Genomic DNA, 19,632 nt, shown 5'->3' on the forward strand with positions numbered 1-19,632 from the left:
CTAACCTCCGCCACCGCTCTTGTGGCATGCGTAGCAGTTCACGCTGTTGTACACATATCCCGACACGCCACTGTGGCGCGGATTAGTCGCAGACGCCGTATGGCAGTTCGTGCACGTGAATACCGAGTAGTCGTTAGAGTTCGTGTGGCAAGTCGTGCAAACACCGTTCGCATTTCCATGCGTCAGCGGGAAGAATGTGTGGTACTGGGCAGGCAGCGTTGCCGGCAGCCACGCCGTCGTCGTATGGCACGTCGTGCAGCTGGTCGGCCACCCGGCCGTAACGTGATTCGGATTTGTCGTCGACGTGAAGTCCGCCTTATGGCACGAGTAGCAGTCCGTTGGCGTCCCCGCGAACACGTTATTGATGTGGCATTTGTTGCACGCCACGTTCACGTGCGCCCCCGTCAGCGGAAACGGCGTGTTGTTGTGGTTGAACGTCGCACCCGCCCACGATGTCGTCGTGTGGCACGTATCGCACGTCGTCGGGAATCCTGCCGATGCGTGGTTTGGATCCGTCGTTCCGTTCCAATCCGTCTGATGGCACCCATAGCAGGTCGTCGGCAGCGTCGTATAGTTGTTGTTCGTGTGGCACTGCGTGCACTGCAGAGTCGTATGCGCCCCGGTCAGCGGAAATGCCGTGTTGTTGTGATTGAACGACGACGGGCTCCACGCACTCGTCGTATGGCAGATCGAGCAGTCCGTCGGGAACCCCGACGACACGTGGTTCGGATTGGTCGTCCCCGTAAAATCCGCCTTGTGGCACGAGTAGCAGGCCGTCGGCGTCGAAGTGTAATTGTTGTTCGTGTGGCACTGCACGCACTGCAGCGTCGCATGCGCGCCCGTCAGCGGATAGTTGGCGTATGTCGCGTGATTGAAGTTGACGTTCGTCCAGTTTGTCGTGCTGTGGCACGTATCGCAGGTCGTTGGAAACGCCGCCGCCGCATGATTCGGATTTGTCGTCCCCTTCCAGTCCGTCTGATGGCACCCGTAGCAGGTCGTCGGCAGCGTCGTGTAGTTGTTGTTCACGTGACACTGCGCGCAAGGCACCGTCGCATGCGCGCCCGTCAGCGGAAACACCGAAGCGTGATTGAAAGTTGCCGACGTCCAGTTCGTGGTCGTGTGACAGAGCGTGCAGTCCGTCGGGAAGCCCGACGCAGCGTGAGCGGGATCCTTCGTTCCGTTGTAGTCCGCCTGATGGCACCCATAGCACGCCGTCGGCAGCGTCGTGTAGTTGTTGTTCACGTGGCACTGCGCGCAAGGCACCGTCGTATGCGCCCCCGTCAACGGGAACGATGTGTTGTTGTGATTGAAAGTCGCAAGCGTCCACGACGTCGTGTTATGGCACTGCGTGCAATCCGTCGGGAACCCCGATGCCACGTGCGGTGGATTGTTCGTCGCCTTGTAATCCGCCTGGTGGCATCCGTAACAGGTCGTTGGCAGCGTAGTGTAGTTGTTGTTCACATGGCACTGCGCGCACTGCACCGTCGTATGCGCTCCCGTCAGCGGGAATGCAGTGGCGCTGTGATTGAACGACGATGGTTTCCACCCGCTCGTCGTGTGGCAAACGGAGCAGTCCGTCGGAAATCCCGATGCCACGTGATTAGGATCCGTCGCGCTCGTGAAGTCCGCCTTGTGGCATGAGTAGCAATCCGTCGGCGTCGACACGTAGTTGTTGTTCGTGTGGCACTGCGCGCATTGCACCGTCGCATGCATTCCCGTCAGCGGCCAGTGCGCATACACCGTGTGATCAAACTTCGCGTTCAGCCAGTCAGACGTGGTGTGGCAGGTCGCGCAATCGTGGGGCAACCCCAGCTGTACGTGCGGCGGGTTCTTGCTGTTGTTGAAGTCCGTCGCGTGGCAGCCAAAGCACGTGGCCGGCGTACCCGCAAACACATTGTTCACGTGGCAACTCGTGCACGGCAGCGTCGCATGAGCTCCGGTCAGCGCAAACCCCGTCTGCTTCAGGTGATCGAACTTCGCATTCAGCCAGCTATTTGCTGTATGGCAGTTCTCGCACGTTGTCGGAAATCCCGACGATACGTGATTCAAAACCGGAGTCCTGAAATCCTTCTGATGGCACGAGTAGCAAGCCGTCGATAACCCGACAAACTGGCCCGCCGCCGCATTCTTGTGGCAATCCTCGCACGCCAGCATCGCATGCGCCCCCACCAGCGGAAAACGATTCAGGTGATCGCGGATGTCCTTATTCGATACCTGCCAGCCCTTCACCGTATGGCAGTTCTCGCAGTTCGCTCCAAACTGCCGACGATGAATGTCCGCATGGCAATCCGCGCAATTCTTGCTCACGTTCTTGAAGATCAGGCTCGTGTGGCACTTCGTGCAGGTCACCTTCTGGTGCATTCCCCGCAGCGGATATCCGGTCTGATCATGACTGAATTCTGGATTTGAACGGATCGGCTTCCAGCTCGTGTAGGTGTGGCACTCCTGGCACGCAATCGCGATCGGCCCATGCGGATTCGTCACCTTGGCCTGCGGCGCGCCCCCTACCTGCGGACGCGGATTCTCGGCAGGCTTCTGCAGGGCCATGCCTGCAAGCAAGGGCGTCGCAATCACAAACAGAAGCAGCTGGCGCTTACGATCCATCCGCCTTCCGCAACCTCCCGCCTGGCTCACTATCCAAACGAAGGCATAAAGCGAGTCCTTCGCTGTCACGCATCAGCCACGGCACATACCGCATCGGGTGCAGACATTCATCCACCCGAAATTCACTCAATACAGATCAGCAGTTTCTCTGAACATCAAAGAGCCTGCTTCCAAATCAAGGTTGTTACCGGGAGTGTGTGCGCGGCCATGAAGCGTTCAGCTGGCTTCGGCGGGGTGGCGCGGCGTGCCTCTTACGGGTCAATCCGGTCTTGCTTTGTTTTAAGGCAACAGATGGTGCCTGATTGACGCAGATGGGGGTTACTAAGTGAGCCTGACAACTATTTGAACTCACAATACAACAGCAATTGTTTTCGAGTCCATCACAAAACGCCAAAGTAACACACCTTCGGCATGAACATTTCTTCATGTTGCAGTAATGCGATTGCACCCTTCGCTTTTGGAATGCTTGCTCCGTGGCATGCATCGCAGTTCTTCGGCGTCGGCTTATACAGCAGCACCTCGCTCCCGTTAATGACCCGCTTCAACGTATGGCACGCCGAACACGCAACATCCTCGTGCCCGCCCTTCAGCGGGAAACCCGTAACTTCATGATTAAAGAGCGAGGGCTTCCACTTATTCGAGTTATGACATCCTTCGCACTTATCCTTCCGCTCACCAAACTGGTCTGCGTGTGGATTCTCATGACAATCGCCGCATTGAGCCGATGTCTTCGTAAAGTCCACATGACGCATCGTAAGCTCCAGATTCGGCGGCCGATGGCAGTCGGCGCATGCCACAGCTCGATGCGATCCCATCAATGGAAAGCTTGTCGCATCGTGATTGAACTTCGTCAGATCTTTCCACTCCTTTGTCGAGTGGCACGCCTTGCATCCCAGCAACCTTCCGGTTGCATCTTTTCCCTTCATCCGCTCGGCGAATTGCCCATGATGGACATCTTCATGGCAGCTCGTGCAGCTCAGCTGGCTGAAGTGATACGGAACAACCTTTGTGCCGCCCATCGGCTTGTGGCATTCCAGACACGGCACCGCGATGTGACCTCCGTCCAGTGGGAAGCTGGACTTTTGGTGCATCCCGAGCGTGAAGCTCGTCACCTTGAACGTCGCCCCGTTGTGGCATTTCTCGCACCGGTTATTCCAGGGTGCTGCCGCAAACTGTCCCTCGTGTTCATCTCTGTGGCAATCCACGCAGAGCGAATACTTGATCTTGAATTTCGTCTGCTTCCCTGTCGGTATATGGCACGAAGCGCACTTCACCTCCGCATGCGGAAAAGTCAGCGGAAATCCAGTCTTGGCGTGATCGGCCGCCGAGAACTTTGAGGGCGACCATCCGTCAACCGTATGGCAGCTCTCGCACTTCCCTCCATCGCCGCGCTTAGCAAATTGCCCATCGTGCGGATCAGGCTTGTGGCAATCCGCGCAAAGCTCATGCGCAACCGGCGCCTTGAAATCCCCGTTGGCATGACACTCCACGCATCCCACCTGCAGATGCTTCCCCAGCAGCGGGAAATGCGTTGTTGAGTGGTCGAACGTGACCGAAAACGTCGACTTCTTCCACGTCGTCGTGTTGTGGCACGAGTCGCACCCCTGCTTGAACGCCCCTTTATGCGGATCGACCCTGTGGCAATCGGAGCAGTTCGCAAACGGCAAGCCCGCATAGCGAGGCTGCCCATCAGCCCCCGCCGTATGGCAGCTCTTGCACAGAACGTACCGGTGTTCCCCGGTCAGCGGAAACCGCGTCTTCGCGTGATCGAATCCCTCTTTGCTCACGCTCGCTGATTTCCAGTCAACCGTCGAGTGACACTTCGCGCATTCCTGGCCAAATCGCCCCTGGTGCTTATCCTCATGGCAGGTTCCGCAACTCGGCGACAAACCCATCCACGTATGGCCCAGATCTTTGCTCGTCAGAACAGCCCGCGCCGAAGCCGACATATGCTGCGCCGTGTGGCACGCCCGGCAGCTTACCCCCACATGCTTTCCATTCAGCGCATACCCCGTCTTCGTGTGGTCAAAGCCGCTTGGCGTCGGATCCCAGTGGATCATCTGGAAGTTCTCGCCATTGTGGTCCGAGTGGCACTTCACGCACGCTGCCCCCTCCGGCCCCGATCGCGGATACGTCGCGTGCAGGCCTCGATTCTCGCGCAGCTCCGCTGCAATCTCCTTGTGGCATTCAAGACAGCGGAACGACGGAGCCTTCGTCGATACCTCGTGGCACTTGGTGCAGTTCGTGCCGCCGCTGAGGCCTTGATGCGCTCTCGCCAGCGGCCCCGGCGAAATCTGCGCGATCGCAGCGCTGCAGCAAACCAGCACCAGCACGGTCACAAGACCTGCTCGCCACAAAGCTGCTCTTGTGCGGCACCCGATGCACTCTGACCCTTTTGACTCCGGCAGAGAGCTGTGACTCTTGCTCATTCTCTGTATCCCGTGATTCACCGGCTCGAACACTGAAATTCAAGGACCTGGATCGAGACGCTCAGAGCAGGTGAGCAACTCGGCGTCTGGAGCGAGTCAAGGCAGAAGGGAAAGCAGACACTCAGAACCGTCAGCAGATGAACGATTGTTGGTGCTCACGAGTATGCCATCTTTGCCCGCCGCAAGCCTAGAGTCCGCGCACAAAGCGCGACTAAAGTCACCATTTCGGCAATGGGCTGCTCTCAGTGCGGGTGCAGGTTCTGTTCCTGGACCATCTGCTTGCGCTGTTCAAACATCCGCTGCATCTCTGCAATGCGGTCCTGCACGTTCATCTGCGATGGGGCCGGAGCTGCATCGCCGGCCGGAGAAGAAACACGTGCTCCGCTGCTCTGCGGGCGTTCCATGGGAGCAGCCGCCGGCTCCGGAGCCTCCGCCGGACGCGCGTCTCCCCCGCCCACGTCGGCACTCGGTATACCTTGATCCGCTGCAGGCTCCTCCATCCGCGACTCCTGCTGCATTGGCTTCAACAGAGTCCGGCGTCCGCCCGCGCGCGCTGCGTCTTCGATCGAATCGCCCGCAGCGCCGCGCTCCGTTCGAGCCAGCAGCATCACCGTCGCCACTTTCCGCGGATTCGAGTCGGATACCTGGATCACGTAGTTGATCCCCGTTGCGTCGAGCAGCGATGCCAGCACCTCCTGGATCGGCGCAGGACCAATCGTCTCGAACAGCTTTGTCCTCGCGGCGGCCTCTGACCCGTCAATCTTCGCCCCAGAGCACCGGCTAACCTCCGACAGAATGGTCGAGAGCGAAAACCCATTCGCCGCAATCGTGAGTTGGTCTCCACTACATACGACCTTCATCTGCCCCGTCTGTGGTCTGCCGTTGCCCGCAAGTCCTGTCTCCGCATTCGCGGAGTTTGCAGGCGCACCCACCTGCGCAGGCGAACACCATGCCGCCGCGATCAGAACGAAACTCAGCATCGCCGCTCGTCGCATCAATCTCATAGAGCACTCTCTCCGGTTCGCCCGCTCGCCCCGGCGCGACTAACTCGCAATCAGCATCCCGACCTTGTCATCCTGTTGCTCCCGCTCTCCACGGGCCGCCAAATCCCGTTCCATCTTCGCAACGGAACGGCGCCGCCAAATCTCATAGATCGCCGGGTACACCAGCAGCTCAAGCAGAAACGACGTGATAATCCCGCCCACCATCGGCGCGGCAATCCGCTTCATCACTGCTGATCCAGTGCCGTCCGACCACATGATCGGAAAAAGACCAATGCACGTTACCGCAAAGGTCATGAACTTCGGCCTCAGACGCTTCGCCGCTCCATAGAGCACCGTCCTCCGAAGATCCAGCCACGATTCCAGGCTGCCGCGCATCACCGCCTCGGTATAAGCGAGGTCGAGATAGAGCAACATAAAGACCCCGGTCTCCGCGTCGATCGCGAGCAGCGCAATGAACCCAACCCACACCGCTACGCTCAGGTTGTAGTGCAGCAGATACAGCGACCACACTGCTCCAATCGCCGAGAAAGGAACAGCCAGCAGCACAATAAACGTCTTCACCGCCGAACGCGTGTTGACGTAGATCAGCAGAATGACAATCGCCACAGTAATCGGCACCACCAGCTTCAGCCGCTCGTTCGACCGCGCGATCGCCTCGCTCTGCCCGCCCCACGTTGCGGTGTAACCGGCAGGCAAGTGCAGACTCTCACTGAGGGCCTTGTTCGCCTCGACCATATAGCTGCCCGGATCGCGCCCCCCTAGATCCACGTACACATATGCGGTCGTCGCGCCATTCTCATCGCGAATCATCGCCGGCCCGCTCACCCGCCGGATGTCCGCCAACTCGCTGATCGGAACCTGCCGCTCGCCACCCGCCGGCACCAGAACCGCTCCAATGCTGTTATCCGTGCCCCTGAAGTCCCGCATATATCGCACATTTACCGGATAGCGTGCGGTTCCCTCATACACGGTTCCGATATCGTCGCCGCCCACCGCGCTCGAAAGCACATCCTCAGCCGTCTTCATGCTGATGCCGTATCGCGCGAGTTCATCGCGGCGCCACGACACGTCAAGGAAATATCCCTGATTCACCGCCTCGGCAAATACCCCGCGCGTTCCCGGAACACTCTTGAGAATGGCCGCAACCTTCTGCCCCGCAGCCTCCACCTGTGCGGCATCATCTCCGCTGATCTTCAGGCCGACCGGCGTCCGAATCCCGCTCGTAAGCATGTCCGTCCGACCGCGAATCGGCATCGTCCAGGCGTTGCTCAGCCCCGGAGCTCTCACGGCCTCTTCCATCTGGCTGACCAGTTCTTCCGTCGAAATCGTATCCGGCGTGACATGTCGAAAAACCACCTTCGCCCACTCCGGCGACCACGACGAATACCACGTCGGAATATGTCGCCACTGAGAATGCGGCTTCAGCACGACCAGCGTCTCCAGCATTGACAGCGGCGCCGGATCGGTCGCCGTCTCCGCGCGTCCCGCCTTGCCCAGTACCTGCTCAACCTCCGGGAACTGCTTCAGCACAAGATCCGTCGCCTGCAGAAGCCTCTGCGACTGAGCGATCGAAATCCCCGGCATGGTCGTCGGCATGTACAGAATGGTGCCCTCATCCATGGGCGGCATGAACTCGGAGCCAAGCGATAAAAACGCAGGCACCGTCAGCGCCATCAGCACCAGCGCAATCCCGAACACCCACTTCTTGTTGCGCAGCGTCCACATCAGCACCGGCTCGTACATCTGCATCAGCGTTCGACTCAGCACGTTATCCCGCTCCGCGCGAATGCGCCCCACGAGAACGGCGTTCGCCGCCTTGCACAGCCATGCAGGCCGAAATTCAAATCGGTTCACGCGCGTCAGCAATAGTCGAAGCGCCGGATCCAGCGTCAAAGCCAGCAGCGCGGCGATCGCCACCGCAATGGTCTTCGTCAACACCAGCGGCCGGAAAAGGCGTCCCTCTTCTCCTTGCAGCGTCAGCACCGGCAAAAACGAAATCGCAATCACCAGCAAAGCGAAAAACGTCGGTCGCGCAACCTCCCTCAGCGCCATCAGGATCACGCCCGAGTGCTTACCCGGCCTCCCTGATCGCTCCCATTGCTCGAGCTTCTTCTGCGTCTGTTCCGCAACCACGATCGCCGCATCCACCAGCTCGCCGAATGCAATCGCTACACCCGCAAGCGACATGATGTTGATGCTCATCCCCATCAGCCGCAGCGGAATGAAAGCTGCCAGCACCGCCACGGGCATCGTGATCAGAGGAATCGAAGCGCTGGGGAAATGCCAGAGAAACACGATGATGATCAGAGCCAGCGTCAGCGCCACTTCCGCAATCGTGATCTCGGTACTGTTGATCGTCCGTCGAATCAGCTGCGATCGATCGTAGACAGGCTTGATCGTCACGCCCTTGGGCAGGCTCGGCTCAATCTGCCGGATCCGGTTCTCCACCCGCCCGATCACGTTCATGGCATTCTCGCCGCTGCGCATGATCACCACGCCAAGCACCACTTCGCCGGCTCCATTTAGATCGGCAACTCCGCGGCGCAGGTCCGGTCCCTCCACCACCTCGCCAACGTCGCTCACTCGAATCGGCGATCCGTCCGTTGGCGTGGCGATGACGATGTTTCTGAAATCCTCAATCGACTTCGCATATCCGCGGCCCCGGATCATGTATTCGGTTCCGCCAAAGTCGAGCATCCGTGCGCTCGACTCCACATTCCCGCCCCGCACCGCATCCACAACCTGCGAAATTGAAATCCCAAATCCCCGCAACCGATTCGGATCCACGTTGACTTGGTACTGGCGCGAGTACCCGCCCACCGAGGCCACATCGGCCACTCCCGGCACCGATCGCAGGTGATACTTTAAAAACCAGTCCTGATACGACCTCAGTTCCGACAAGCTATGCTGTCCCGTCGTATCCACCAGCGCGTACTGATAGATCCACCCAAGGCTCGTCGCATCCGGACCAATCTCCGACTTCGCTCCTTCGGGCAGTCTGCTCAAGACTCCCGATAGATACTCTAGCGTCCGGGTACGTGCCCAGTAGAGATCGACATCATCGTCGAAGATTACGTACACATACGAGTACCCGAAATCCGAAACGCCCCTCACGCTCTTCACGTGTGGCGCGCCCAGCATCGCCGTCACAATCGGATACGTTACCTGCGCCTCCACCATATCCGGGCTGCGGTCCCAGCGCGACAGGATGATCACCTGCCTGTCGCCGAGCTCCGGTAGCACATCCAGGCTCGCGTGGGTCAGCGACCACCAGCCCGCGATGCTTGCCGCCGCGACAAGGCAGAGGATCACAAACTTGTGCCGGATTGAGAAGCTGACAATGCGGTCGATCAAAATCCCTTACCTCACGCTGCAACCTGCTCGCTCTGCCTCAGATCGCCCCCGGGTGCAACCGGGATTCCGAATCAACAAGGAACGTGCCGGATGCAACCACCACATCGTCCGGCGCAAGACCCTTCACCACCTGCACGCGATCGCCGATCTGCCAGCCCGTCTCCACCGGCCTCGGCTCAAACACTCCGTCTGCCACCTGCACGTACACCCGCTTTGTCGCACCGCTGTTCATGATCGAATCGGCCGGAACTGAAAGGCCCGCGGGAACCGAAACCGGCACCTCGACACTCACAAACATGTTGGGGCGAAGTCTGCCTCTCGGGTTCTCCGCCTCCAGCCGCACCTTCACCGCGCGCGTATTTGGATCCACCTCCGGCAGAACGCTGACAACGCGCGCATGAATGCGCTCTCCCGTCTCTCTCATCGTCACAGCAGCGCCGGCGCCCGCGTGGAAAGCCTCTGCCGTCCGGCCGTAAACCTCTGCTTCAATCCACACGTGGCTCAAATCGGCAATCGAGTACAAATCCGACTGCCTCTGAAATCTCATTCCCGGCGAGATCGTGCGCGAAAGAATGAAGCCGTCAGTGGGGGAGACCACGTAGACATCCTCCGGCAGCTTGCGCGTCCGCGTAATCTCTTGGATCTGGATATCGCTCATCCCCAGATTCCGCAGTCTGTCCGCTCGTGCCTGCACACTCGCGGCTTCTTGCGATACGTTCTCGCCGCCCCCTGCGGTCCTTGCGTTCATCGAACTCGGATCGCGCTCACGCGCAGCAAGAAACCCACCCGATACCGAAAGAAAATCAGGAGAGTAAACCGTCGCCAGGTGCTGATTCTTCTTGACGAACATGCCTACCGCATCATCGTGCGTCTCTTTCACGTACCCGTCCGTTCCGAAATTGACGCGATAAATCTTCGTCTCATCAGGAACGACCCGCGCAAACACTTGAATCACGCTCTTCCCGCGATCCTGCTCAACGCGCGCCAGCTTGATTCCATAAAGCTGCTGCATCGACGAATCGATCTTCGCCTTCCCCGCTTCGGCGTTGCTCATCGATACAATCGCCTTGCCTGCCTCATCCGCATACACGGGAACGAGGTCCATTCCGCAATCCGGCGCCATCCCCGCGCGATCCGATCGGTAGTGAGGATGCATGGGGTCTTGGTAGTAGAGGATCCGGTGCGCTGCGCTGCGCTCGCCGCCCCCGCGAGACATGCCGATCGCAAATCCCGCGACCAGCCCGATCGCGAGCAAAGTCAATGCCAATGCGGTCTTTGGCATGGAGCCCGGTTTTTCCTGGACCTCGAGGTCATCATCCATGCGCGGCTCCGTCGAGCTGTCTTCCAGCTGGATTTCGTTACGCTAGCACCGAATCACAACCGGATTATTTGCTCTGGAGCAAGTGCTCGAACAGCCCCGACTGCCACGACTCGCGATCAACTTAGTCGCCGCGATGGCAATCGCGTCCTTCTTTGCGCTTGCGCAAAGAAGCACATTACTTTTGTCCTATCCTTCCCAGAAGAATCAAAAAATTCACTGGGCCAGAGTTCTCGAAGGCGGGAGAGCGGTGTGCATTTCGTCCACCGCGAGTCCGCGTCCGGAACCCTTTGCGTCGTTACGCTCACATGCTGGCAGGACTTGCGTAGACCTGACGACTTCCTCGCAGATGTCGTTTCGATCTTGGGATGCGCGGCAGTATTAAGCGCCAAATGGTTGTTGCCTTGGGGCCAAGAATGACCTCCTCTCGTTTGACGGCCATGCTGCCGGTGCCGTCCACTCCCTCCTCTCCGGGCTCCACTCTCGCGGAAAGAGTGGTATTGATGTGTGCCTCCGCGCTCTTCGCAGGCCTGTCCCGCGAAGAATGCATCGAAATCGCCTCCTGCGCCAAGGCCCGTAGTTTTGCGCGCGACGAGCTGATCTACATGCAGGGACAGCCCGCCCGCGACCTGATCCTCTTGCAAGTCGGAAGCGTCAAGCTCACGCAGATCGGCTTCAACGGAAATGAAGTCATTCTCAGCATGAGAGGCACCGGGGACGCCATCAGCGTTCAGTCAGAGGCTCCGCAGTGCATACACACCTGCTCCGCGCGCGCCGTCGAGCGTTGTCGGGCCCTGTCATGGGAGTACTCACGCCTCCAGAAGCTCCTCGCCGACTACCCCGGCATCCGAAGAAACATCAACATCACCTCGCCGCGCAGCTTTCCGAACTTGAAGAACGATTCCGCGAGGTCGCCACAGAGAAAGCCGCAAAGCGACTGGCGCTGCTCTTGCTCCGGCTGGTAAGCAGAGTCGGGACTCCGCATCCTGGCGGCATCCAGATCGCCCTCTCCCGTGAAGAGCTCGCGCAAATGACAGGCACGACCCTGTTCACAATCAGCCGAATTCTTTCCCGCTGGGCAGAGTCCGGAGCCATCCTTCCCCGTCGTGAGGCTGTCGTCATTCCCGATGCCGCAAGGCTTGAGGCCATCGGAAACCAGGAATAGCTCACCGCCTTCCCTTCACTCCGAGCGCCATCCCCCTCGGGGCAAACAGAACCCAACGCACATGCTGCAAAGCAAACAACTTCGAGCGCTGACCCCATCCTCGCGCGGCAATCGCCCACCCACACCTTGTCAATTTCTTGGATTCAAGCCTCTTACCGTCTCGCGTCTATCCATCACACAAACAAAATTCCGCCTCATCCCGCCTCTTCCTTTGCTCGTTGAGATTGACCTTGCGCAATGAGAATGACCCATTCGCGTCATAGAGTGTCTGCTTAATAACCGTGCGGCCCAACTGAGGCGATACTCATGCGATTGCAGTTGCTTCTATGCTCGATGCTGCTCTGTTCGCTCCCGCTCTCCGCAGCGGCCGAAAGTGCGGAACACGCCTTCAAAGCCGGAGCCCGCGCCGAGAAGAAGAACGATCTCGACACCGCATACCAGGCATACAAGCGCGCCCACGATTCCAAACCCGCCGACCCAAAATACATGGCAGCCTGGGTTCGCCTTCGCTTCTACGCAGCTGCACAGCACATCCACGCCGGTGACGAACTCCGCGATGCAAGAAAGCTCCAGGAGGCGCTTGCCGAATTTCAAATTGCCGCTCAGATCGACCCCTCAAGTTTTGCCGCGCTCGGTGAAATCCGGCGCACTGTCGACGAAATACAAAAAGAGAAGAGAGCGAAAGATGAAGCTGCAAAGGCTCGCGATCACGAACTCGAGCACGACGCCAGCAATGCCGCCGGCCCCGTAGCCCTCGCGCTCAAAAGCAATGCGCCGGTCTCCATCCACATGACCGGAAACGTCGACACCATTTACAAAACCATCTCCCGTCTCGGCGGCTTCAACCTTCTTCTCGATCCGGACTACAAGCCCCAGAAGATCACCTTCGAGCTCTCCGACGTCACCGTCCGCGAAGCTCTCAACATGCTCGCAATCCAGTCGAAAACCTTCTGGCGCCCGCTCTCGTCCAACACCATCCTCGTCACCGTCGACAACACCTCCAAGCGCAAAGAACTGCAGCAAAGCGTCATGAAGACGTTCTATCTGCGCAACGCCTCAACGCCTGCCGACCTCCAGCAGGCCGCCGGCACACTGAAGGGCATTCTCGACATCTCGCACATCCAGGCCACTCCGGAGTTGCGCTCTCTTACTCTGCGCGGCACGCCCGACCAGATCATCCTTGCACAAAAGCTCCTCACGGACATCGACAAACCCAAATCCGAAGTGCTCATCGACGTCTTGGTCTTGGAAGTCAGCACCGACAAGATTCGTACTCTCGGCTCCGTCCTGCCCACCAGCGTGAGCGGCTCCATCGCTCCCGCCGGCTCCGGCTCAGGCTCGGGCTCAGGCAGCGGCTCATCCGGCCTGACGCTGAATTCCTTCGGAGCCCTCGGCGCGGGCGACATCTCCATCTCGCTGCCCGGAGCCAGCTTCACCGCGCTCGCTACCGACAGCGCCACCAAGGTCATCCAGCGTCCCGAGGTCCGCGTGATGGACAGCGAACGTGCATCCCTGCGCATCGGCGACCGCATCCCTATCGCCACCGGATCCTTCCAGAGCGGCCTCACCCAGGGCGTCAACACTCAATTCACCTACATCGACGTCGGTGTCAACATCGACATCACTCCATATATCCACGCCAACAACGAAGTCACTCTCAAGACCTCGCTCGAAGTCTCATCGGTCACCGGCGAGCAAACGATCGACGGCGTCACCGAACCCACCATCGGACAGCGCCGCATCGATCACCAGGTCCGGCTCGCCGATGGCGAAGTCAATCTGATCGGCGGCATCCTCGAAGATTCCGAAACTCGCTCCCTCAGCGGCTACCCCGGCATCGTCAACCTGCCCATTCTGAAATACCTCTTCGGTCAGGGCAACAAGCAGCACGCAAAAACTGAAATCGTCTTCGCCATCATTCCCCACATCGTCCGCTCCACCGAAATCAATGACGATAACCTCAAGACCGTCGACCTCGGCTCCGAAACATCCGTGACCTATCGGCATGCCGATAACAGCGCTCCCGGCGCGCCGCTTCCATCTCCTGCAGGCCCGGCGCCCGCTGCCGCGCAACTCACCGATCCAAGAAACAAATCTGCCGTTCGTCCCTGAGCACCTGTGCTTCAGGCCTGATCTGTCGTTGTGGAGGATATGACCGATGATGCGCACCTTATCCGTTCTCAGCAGATGGAAGGCTCGCCTGCGTCTTCAGGAGCGCCCTCCAGTTGCCGTCGAAATTGCCTCCGCAGGAGTGCTCGCCGCCGCCAAGACCGTCGCTTCCGACATCAAATACGCGTACCGTCCTCTTCCCGTCGGAGCCGTAACTCCCGGCGTCAATCAACCAAATCTCCGTAACCCCGAAGCCATCTCCACTGCACTTCGCTCTGCGCTTGAAGAAGTCTCCGGCGTCATGCGCTCTGTCACCCTGCTGCTCCCCGACCCCGCCACGCGGGTCTTCTCTCTGGAGTTTGATTCTCTTCCCGACGATCCTTCCCATGTCTCGGCCGTCCTCCGCCTCCGTCTTAAGAAGGTCGTTCCCTTTGACATCGAGTCCGCACGAATCAGCTATCAGCTGCTCGATCGCAGTGGCAACATCTGCAAAATGCTCGCGGTTGCCGTACCTAAAGGCGTGCTCAACGAATACGAAGCCGTCGTCCGTGATGCCGGCTTCCAGCCCGGCGCGGTGCTCCCATCTGCGTTGTCCGCCTTGGCTGCCCTCAACTCCGATGAGCCCGTGCTCTCGGCCTACCTCAGCGGCGTCTCACTCACCACATCCATTACTGCCGGAAAAAACATCCTCCTCTACAGAACCCACGAGCTTCCGGACAACATCGACGAAAGAACCGCCGAAATGCAGCGCGACATCGCCGTCGCACTCGCCTATTTTGAAGACGAGCTCAAAACCGCTCCCGCTTGCGTCCACTACGCAGGCGACCTCGATGCAGACGAGTTCAGCCGCTCCGTGCTGGCCCAGCCTCTCCCGGTCAAGCACTATTCAGCATCTCAGCAGAACGGCGAATCGCCTGCCTTCCCCTTCGGCTCCAATCCGGCCGGCCTGGTCGGCGCTCTCGCGGGAGTGAGGTCTGCCTGATGGACATCACCGTAAATCTCGCCAACCAGCCCTACATCGACTCTCGCCCGATCATTCGTGCACTGCGCGTCGCCATCGTCGTCGCAGCCTCTCTCACCGTCATCGCCGCAACTACCGCATTCTTCGTTAACCGAAAGGCTCAGGAAGCGCGTCGTCAGGAGCGCTCCGTCGAGCTCTCGATGAGCTCCATGCAGGCAGAACAGCGCGCCTATCAGTCCACCATGCGCTCCGATCTTGCCCTCAACACCGCACGTCAAGCCGACGAACTCAATCAGATCTTCGATGCCAAGGCATTCTCATGGACAGGCGTGATGCAGGATCTCGAAAGAGTTCTCCCCAGCAAGGTCCAGGTCACCGCGATTGAACCAACACGCACCAAGGAAGGCGCGATCACTCTGCACCTCCGCGTCGTCGGACCGCACGAAAAAAGCATTGACCTGCTTCGCAATCTCGAAGAGTCCCGCAGCTTCGTTGACCCGCGCATCGTCGGTGAGTCACTCGCCAACAACTTGGGTTCAGGACAAAAGAGCATCGCTGTCGACGCCTCCACCATGATGGAATTCGACCTGCTCACCGGATACAACGACGCTGCACGCGACCCGAAAATAACCGACACCTCCGCCCAGCAGGCTTCACACGCACCCAGCGCGACCCCTTCATCGGCCTCAAAGGCCATCGCCGCCCTCACCCACCCCTCCGCTTCGATCGGAGGCCTGCGATGAGCCGCACCTTCTCACTATGGTGGCGTGACTTCTCCAGTTCTACAATCGCAAAGCATTGTGCAGGTCTCGCGCTTCTCCTGCTGCTCTTCTGCGCGATCCTGACGCAATTGGCCATCGACTGGCACACCTGGAGCAGCAGCCCGCTTCAGAACGCGGCCCGCCTTGCTTCCCTTAAAAGCTCCACCGCGCCCCTTCAAGGTGCCGGCCAGCGTCTCGCTGCTACCAGAGCCGCCATCGAAAACTTCTCCAGGCAGCGGATCCCTGTCAGCTACTCGCAGATTTCCTCTCGCATCGTCCAGATCGGTATCAACTCTGGTGTCCAACTCTCTCACACTACATATGACCAGAGGGCGCGCGGTGCCAGCCTCACCGAAATCTCCATCGAATCCCAGGTGAGCGGCACCTACCCGCAAATCATGCGTTTCGTGAATGGCCTCGAGCGCGACCAGGCCTGCTTTGTCATTCGCGCCATGACGCTCACCGGTCAGCAGGGCGGCGAAGTGAATCTTCAACTCAGATTCTCGACATGGCTGCGTTCGCCGGAGCAGCAATCCTCCGACATAGCCGCCGCACACCTCGAAGGCACAGCGGAAACCGCAGGGAAGGAGATCCAGTAGCCATGCAGATGGGATTCGAAAACAAAAGACAAGCCTGGTTGCTGCTTTCGCTCGGTGCTCTGCTTGTCTCGCTCGCCTCTTGGGAGCTCTTTGGAAGCTCCACCCCGCACGCCGCTGTTGCGAGTTCCGCATCTCCCTCGACAGTTATTAACGCCGCGGCACACTCCAAGAGCCCATCGGATGCAATTGCATCAGAACCCCAGCTCCGCATAGGTCAGCTCGCCCGGGCCGAGAACACGCAATACGCCGCGGGTGGAAGAAATATCTTTTCGCTTGAAGCGGAACCTGTCGTCATCGAAGCGCCCATCGCCCCTGCCCGTCCGGCTGAGGTCGCCGTCGCTCCGCCTCCTGGCCCACGGCCGCTGCCGCCCATCGAGCTCAAGTACATCGGCTACACGCGCAACGTGGGCGAAACCGCTTACAAAGCCGTATTGGCCCACAACGACGAGAGCCTCATCGCCAGAGCGGGAGACACCGTATTCCACCGCTACAAAGTCGTATCGGTTCAGCCCGCCACCATCCAGGTCACCGATCTCTCCAATCGGATCACACAGAGCTTACCCATCATCGAGAAGTAACCTCCGCGCATAGCCTTGACCTACAGCACGCAACGCGTTGTTCCGCAATCCCTGCGCGTCTTAAGCCTCAGGCCCGGCCTCGCTCGCGCTGCTCCTGAACCCAAGCTTCATCGTCACAGCCATCGCCAGCTTGTACTGCAGCTGTGCGCCAAACTCCGAGAGCAGCTCCGTTCGCGTGCGGCGAAATACCTGCCACGACAGCCATGGCACATCCAGCTGTCGCCCGATCACCTTCAGTCGCCGCGCTGCGATATTGATCTGGTTGATCGGCTTCCCCGATCTCGATACCAGCACAAAGTCGTTCCAACCCGCATTTCTGCCGTGGCTGAGCTGAACGAAGATCGGCCGGAACAATACCGGCACCGGCACAAACTTTCTCCGCCCTTTGGGTACGTCGCTCAGCTCGCCGCGATACCACTGCTTCCGAATGGCGATGCTCATCGGCGGAATCACTTCCTCTTCGCGGTGTACCGGATGGCTCGATAGATTCACGTACTTCCATCGCAATCCGCAGATCTCCGCAATCGTCATCCCCGTCAGAAGGGCAATGATGGTGATCTCCCATTCGGGAAATCTCATGACCTGCAGCACCTCCACCATCTGCGCAAAACTCAGGACGTGAGGTGTTCTCCGCTGCATTCCTGGCGGAGCCACCTGCATCGCCGGATTCACACCCGCGTAGTAGCCCGCCTTGATTGCGTGCGACATGATCGCGCTGAATGCGCTGCGAATGTGTTTGACCGTCTGCGTTGAGTACCCGCTGCGCAGAGCAGCTTCCATCAGTCTCTGCACATCCTCCGCGCCCACCTCGTGGAGCAGAACTTCATCCATGTACGGCCAGTCCGGATTTGACTTGAGCTTGGCTCTGGGCCGGTCGCTCTCGACGCTGAAAATCCTGTCCACTCGCTCTGGATCCAGGATGTGCTTCAGAATCGCCCGGTAGTGTCTTCGCCCCGGTATTCCCTTCTTCGCAATATGCTCGGGAAGAAATCTGCGCTCTACAAATTTCGCGACCGTCCACTCAGAGCGGGCCTCCGCCTGCTTGTCCACGGACTCGCGCGCCGCAGCACCCACCGGATGCGTCCGCGGCCGATACTCGATCACCCGCACCGTTCCCACTCGCGTTCTCCCTCTGCACCTTCTGCTTCTGTTTCCAACTCGAGTGCCAGCGAGCACGTGCAAGGCCCTGGTACCCACATCGCTGTGCGTGTCTTGCCTCTGCTTTTGATTCCCAGCAGATCAGATTCGAAAATTGAGTAAGTCGAGCAGTGTAAACCGAACGGCTTCGCCGACCGTCACATCCCCTTAGGACGCGACACGCTATCGGTCACAGGCGGCTTGCTGAAGCGCGCTGAATCGAGCTTCGGATTCACCGTCACCCGTTCGATCTCAATCTTCTCCGGGGGAAACAGAGGTTCGCGCGAGGCACGCTTCTCATCCACAGGAGGCAGCACGCGCGTCTCGAGAATAAACGGGATCTTCAGGCCCTCCACCTCGCGGTAGTCGCGGTAGTAGATCTCGACCGGATGCATCTTTCCATCGAGCTCGCGCGGCTGCCCTTCGATCTTCGATTCAAGAAAGGTCGCAGAGTCGATCCACACATGAGTCACCTGGCCGCTCCTGGTCGTGACGCGAAGCTTGTAGTTCGGCTTTCCTTCAACCTGCTCCACGCCGTCGCTCTCGACCCTGCTGCCCTTCGCGGCGTAGTCCACAAGCGGCCCATCGAGATCCGATTGCTGTGAGGCCATCTTCAGCTCTTGCGCGCTGTACGGCTCCACTTCAAGCCGGTTCAGAAACGGACGCAGCTTCCACCCGTTCGTCCCGTCATAAACCTGAATCGCATTCTGCCCCTTAAATTCAACCTCAAGGCGGGTCTTGCGCGGACGCTGCAGCTGCATGGTAAACGGCAGCTCCGCCTCTTCCGCCAGTCGCCGAGGCGTTGAAATCTTCCGCGAAACCGCGGCCGCCTCTGGGCTCGGAAGCGTGCCTCTCTTGTCGCCACCTGCGCCGAGCTTGCCTTCAAACTGCAGGGTCTGCACTTTGCGCCACGCAGTCAACCCGCCTCTGCTCGCAACGTTCTTCGCCACAATGTCGGTTGCGGAAAGGTTCGCGGCCTGCGGACTCTCCGCCGCGTATCCTCGGCTGAATGCCGATCCCAGAATGAAAGCTGCTACGACGAGCTTGTGTCGCATGTTTGCATCCTCGCGCCCTTACCGCCGGGAAACTCTCATCGTGAACCTCTGATCAGAGATTTCCCTTTTTACGAGCAAAATCGATCAGCCGCCGGTAAGTTGGACCTATTCAACCACGAGTCCATCCGCATGAAATTGACCTATGACAACGTTCACGCGATCTCCCCGCTTCACCGACAACCGCGGATTTGAGAACGCCATCCAGTAGCGTTTCCCCGCCTCCGGTGTATTGCGCTGGCGCAGAAAGCCCACCTTCTCCAACGAGGGCACGATCAGCTTCACGCGCCTCTCCGGATCGATCAGAGAAGCCTCAATCTTGATGTCATTGAAGCTCTGCGCCTTTGCCGGATCCAGGATCCGATAGCTGAATCGAATCAGCTGACCCGACTCCGCTGCCTTCAAGCCAAGCTGATCCACACCCCACACATGCTCGTAAAACATCGCCGCCCGCTTCGGAAAATGACTCGGCTCGTAACGCGACGCATGGCTGGCCGATGTGGGCAAAGGAGCAAGCGATTGCCCCACAGAAACAGCGGCAACGCTCATGCAAAGGAGTGC

General features: G+C 59.4%; 15 protein-coding genes. 7 read left to right on the forward strand and 8 right to left on the reverse strand.

The window, feature by feature from the left end; all coding sequences use genetic code 11:
* From DHV10_RS23570 to DHV10_RS23590, 5 genes are all read right to left on the reverse strand, one after another.
* Complete coding sequence (locus DHV10_RS23570) at positions 1–2,604, reverse strand: hypothetical protein (RefSeq protein ID WP_109488869.1); 2,604 nt, start codon at positions 2,602–2,604, stop codon at positions 1–3.
* A 380-nt stretch (positions 2,605–2,984) separates the two neighbouring features.
* On the reverse strand, positions 2,985–5,033 hold the full coding sequence (locus DHV10_RS23575; protein ID WP_162601831.1) for a hypothetical protein: 2,049 nt from the start codon (positions 5,031–5,033) through the stop codon (positions 2,985–2,987).
* 242 nt (positions 5,034–5,275) lie between these two features.
* Positions 5,276–6,037 (reverse strand): hypothetical protein, encoded by a 762-nt coding sequence (locus tag DHV10_RS23580; protein ID WP_162601832.1) that lies wholly within the window; start codon positions 6,035–6,037, stop codon positions 5,276–5,278.
* Between the two features lie 39 nt (positions 6,038–6,076).
* A complete protein-coding gene (locus DHV10_RS23585; protein ID WP_109488872.1) occupies positions 6,077–9,391 on the reverse strand; it encodes an efflux RND transporter permease subunit in 3,315 nt (1,104 codons plus the stop codon).
* 37 nt (positions 9,392–9,428) lie between these two features.
* On the reverse strand, positions 9,429–10,712 hold the full coding sequence (locus DHV10_RS23590) for an efflux RND transporter periplasmic adaptor subunit (RefSeq protein WP_109488873.1): 1,284 nt from the start codon (positions 10,710–10,712) through the stop codon (positions 9,429–9,431).
* Between the two features lie 413 nt (positions 10,713–11,125).
* Here DHV10_RS23590 and DHV10_RS23595 point away from each other — a divergent pair, with 413 nt between their 5' ends.
* From DHV10_RS23595 to DHV10_RS23625, 7 genes are all read left to right on the forward strand, one after another.
* The gene (locus DHV10_RS23595) at positions 11,126–11,674 is read left to right on the forward strand and encodes a Crp/Fnr family transcriptional regulator (protein WP_162601833.1); all 549 of its coding nucleotides are present in this window, start codon (positions 11,126–11,128) and stop codon (positions 11,672–11,674) included.
* The gene (locus tag DHV10_RS27370) at positions 11,659–11,874 is read left to right on the forward strand and encodes a helix-turn-helix domain-containing protein (protein WP_162601834.1); all 216 of its coding nucleotides are present in this window, start codon (positions 11,659–11,661) and stop codon (positions 11,872–11,874) included. The genes DHV10_RS23595 and DHV10_RS27370 overlap by 16 nt, the downstream gene beginning before the upstream one ends.
* A gap of 306 nt (positions 11,875–12,180) precedes the next feature.
* Positions 12,181–13,986, forward strand: a complete 1,806-nt coding sequence (locus tag DHV10_RS23605) for a type II secretion system protein GspD (RefSeq protein ID WP_109488876.1) — start codon at positions 12,181–12,183, stop codon at positions 13,984–13,986.
* 46 nt (positions 13,987–14,032) lie between these two features.
* A complete protein-coding gene (locus DHV10_RS23610; RefSeq protein WP_109488877.1) occupies positions 14,033–14,965 on the forward strand; it encodes a type IV pilus biogenesis protein PilM in 933 nt (310 codons plus the stop codon).
* Complete coding sequence (locus tag DHV10_RS23615; protein WP_109488878.1) at positions 14,965–15,687, forward strand: hypothetical protein; 723 nt, start codon at positions 14,965–14,967, stop codon at positions 15,685–15,687. The genes DHV10_RS23610 and DHV10_RS23615 overlap by 1 nt, the downstream gene beginning before the upstream one ends.
* Complete coding sequence (locus DHV10_RS23620; RefSeq protein ID WP_109488879.1) at positions 15,684–16,304, forward strand: hypothetical protein; 621 nt, start codon at positions 15,684–15,686, stop codon at positions 16,302–16,304. Before DHV10_RS23615 ends, DHV10_RS23620 begins: the two co-directional genes overlap by 4 nt.
* 2 nt (positions 16,305–16,306) lie before the next feature.
* Complete coding sequence (locus tag DHV10_RS23625; RefSeq protein ID WP_109488880.1) at positions 16,307–16,882, forward strand: hypothetical protein; 576 nt, start codon at positions 16,307–16,309, stop codon at positions 16,880–16,882.
* A gap of 60 nt (positions 16,883–16,942) precedes the next feature.
* On the opposite strand, the gene DHV10_RS23630 is transcribed toward DHV10_RS23625, so the two are convergent.
* The 3 genes from DHV10_RS23630 to DHV10_RS23640 form a co-directional block, all read right to left on the reverse strand.
* Positions 16,943–18,001: a tyrosine-type recombinase/integrase gene (locus DHV10_RS23630; protein WP_109488881.1), complete on the reverse strand. Its 1,059-nt coding sequence runs from the start codon at positions 17,999–18,001 to the stop codon at positions 16,943–16,945.
* A gap of 176 nt (positions 18,002–18,177) precedes the next feature.
* Positions 18,178–19,074 (reverse strand): outer membrane lipoprotein-sorting protein, encoded by an 897-nt coding sequence (locus DHV10_RS23635; protein ID WP_109488882.1) that lies wholly within the window; start codon positions 19,072–19,074, stop codon positions 18,178–18,180.
* 105 nt (positions 19,075–19,179) lie between these two features.
* On the reverse strand, positions 19,180–19,620 hold the full coding sequence (locus DHV10_RS23640) for a hypothetical protein (RefSeq protein WP_162601835.1): 441 nt from the start codon (positions 19,618–19,620) through the stop codon (positions 19,180–19,182).
* Positions 19,621–19,632 lie beyond the last annotated feature (12 nt).

Origin of the sequence: Occallatibacter savannae (assembly GCF_003131205.1) — a bacterium.
GTDB classification, from domain to species: Bacteria; Acidobacteriota; Terriglobia; order Terriglobales; family Acidobacteriaceae; genus Telmatobacter; species Telmatobacter savannae.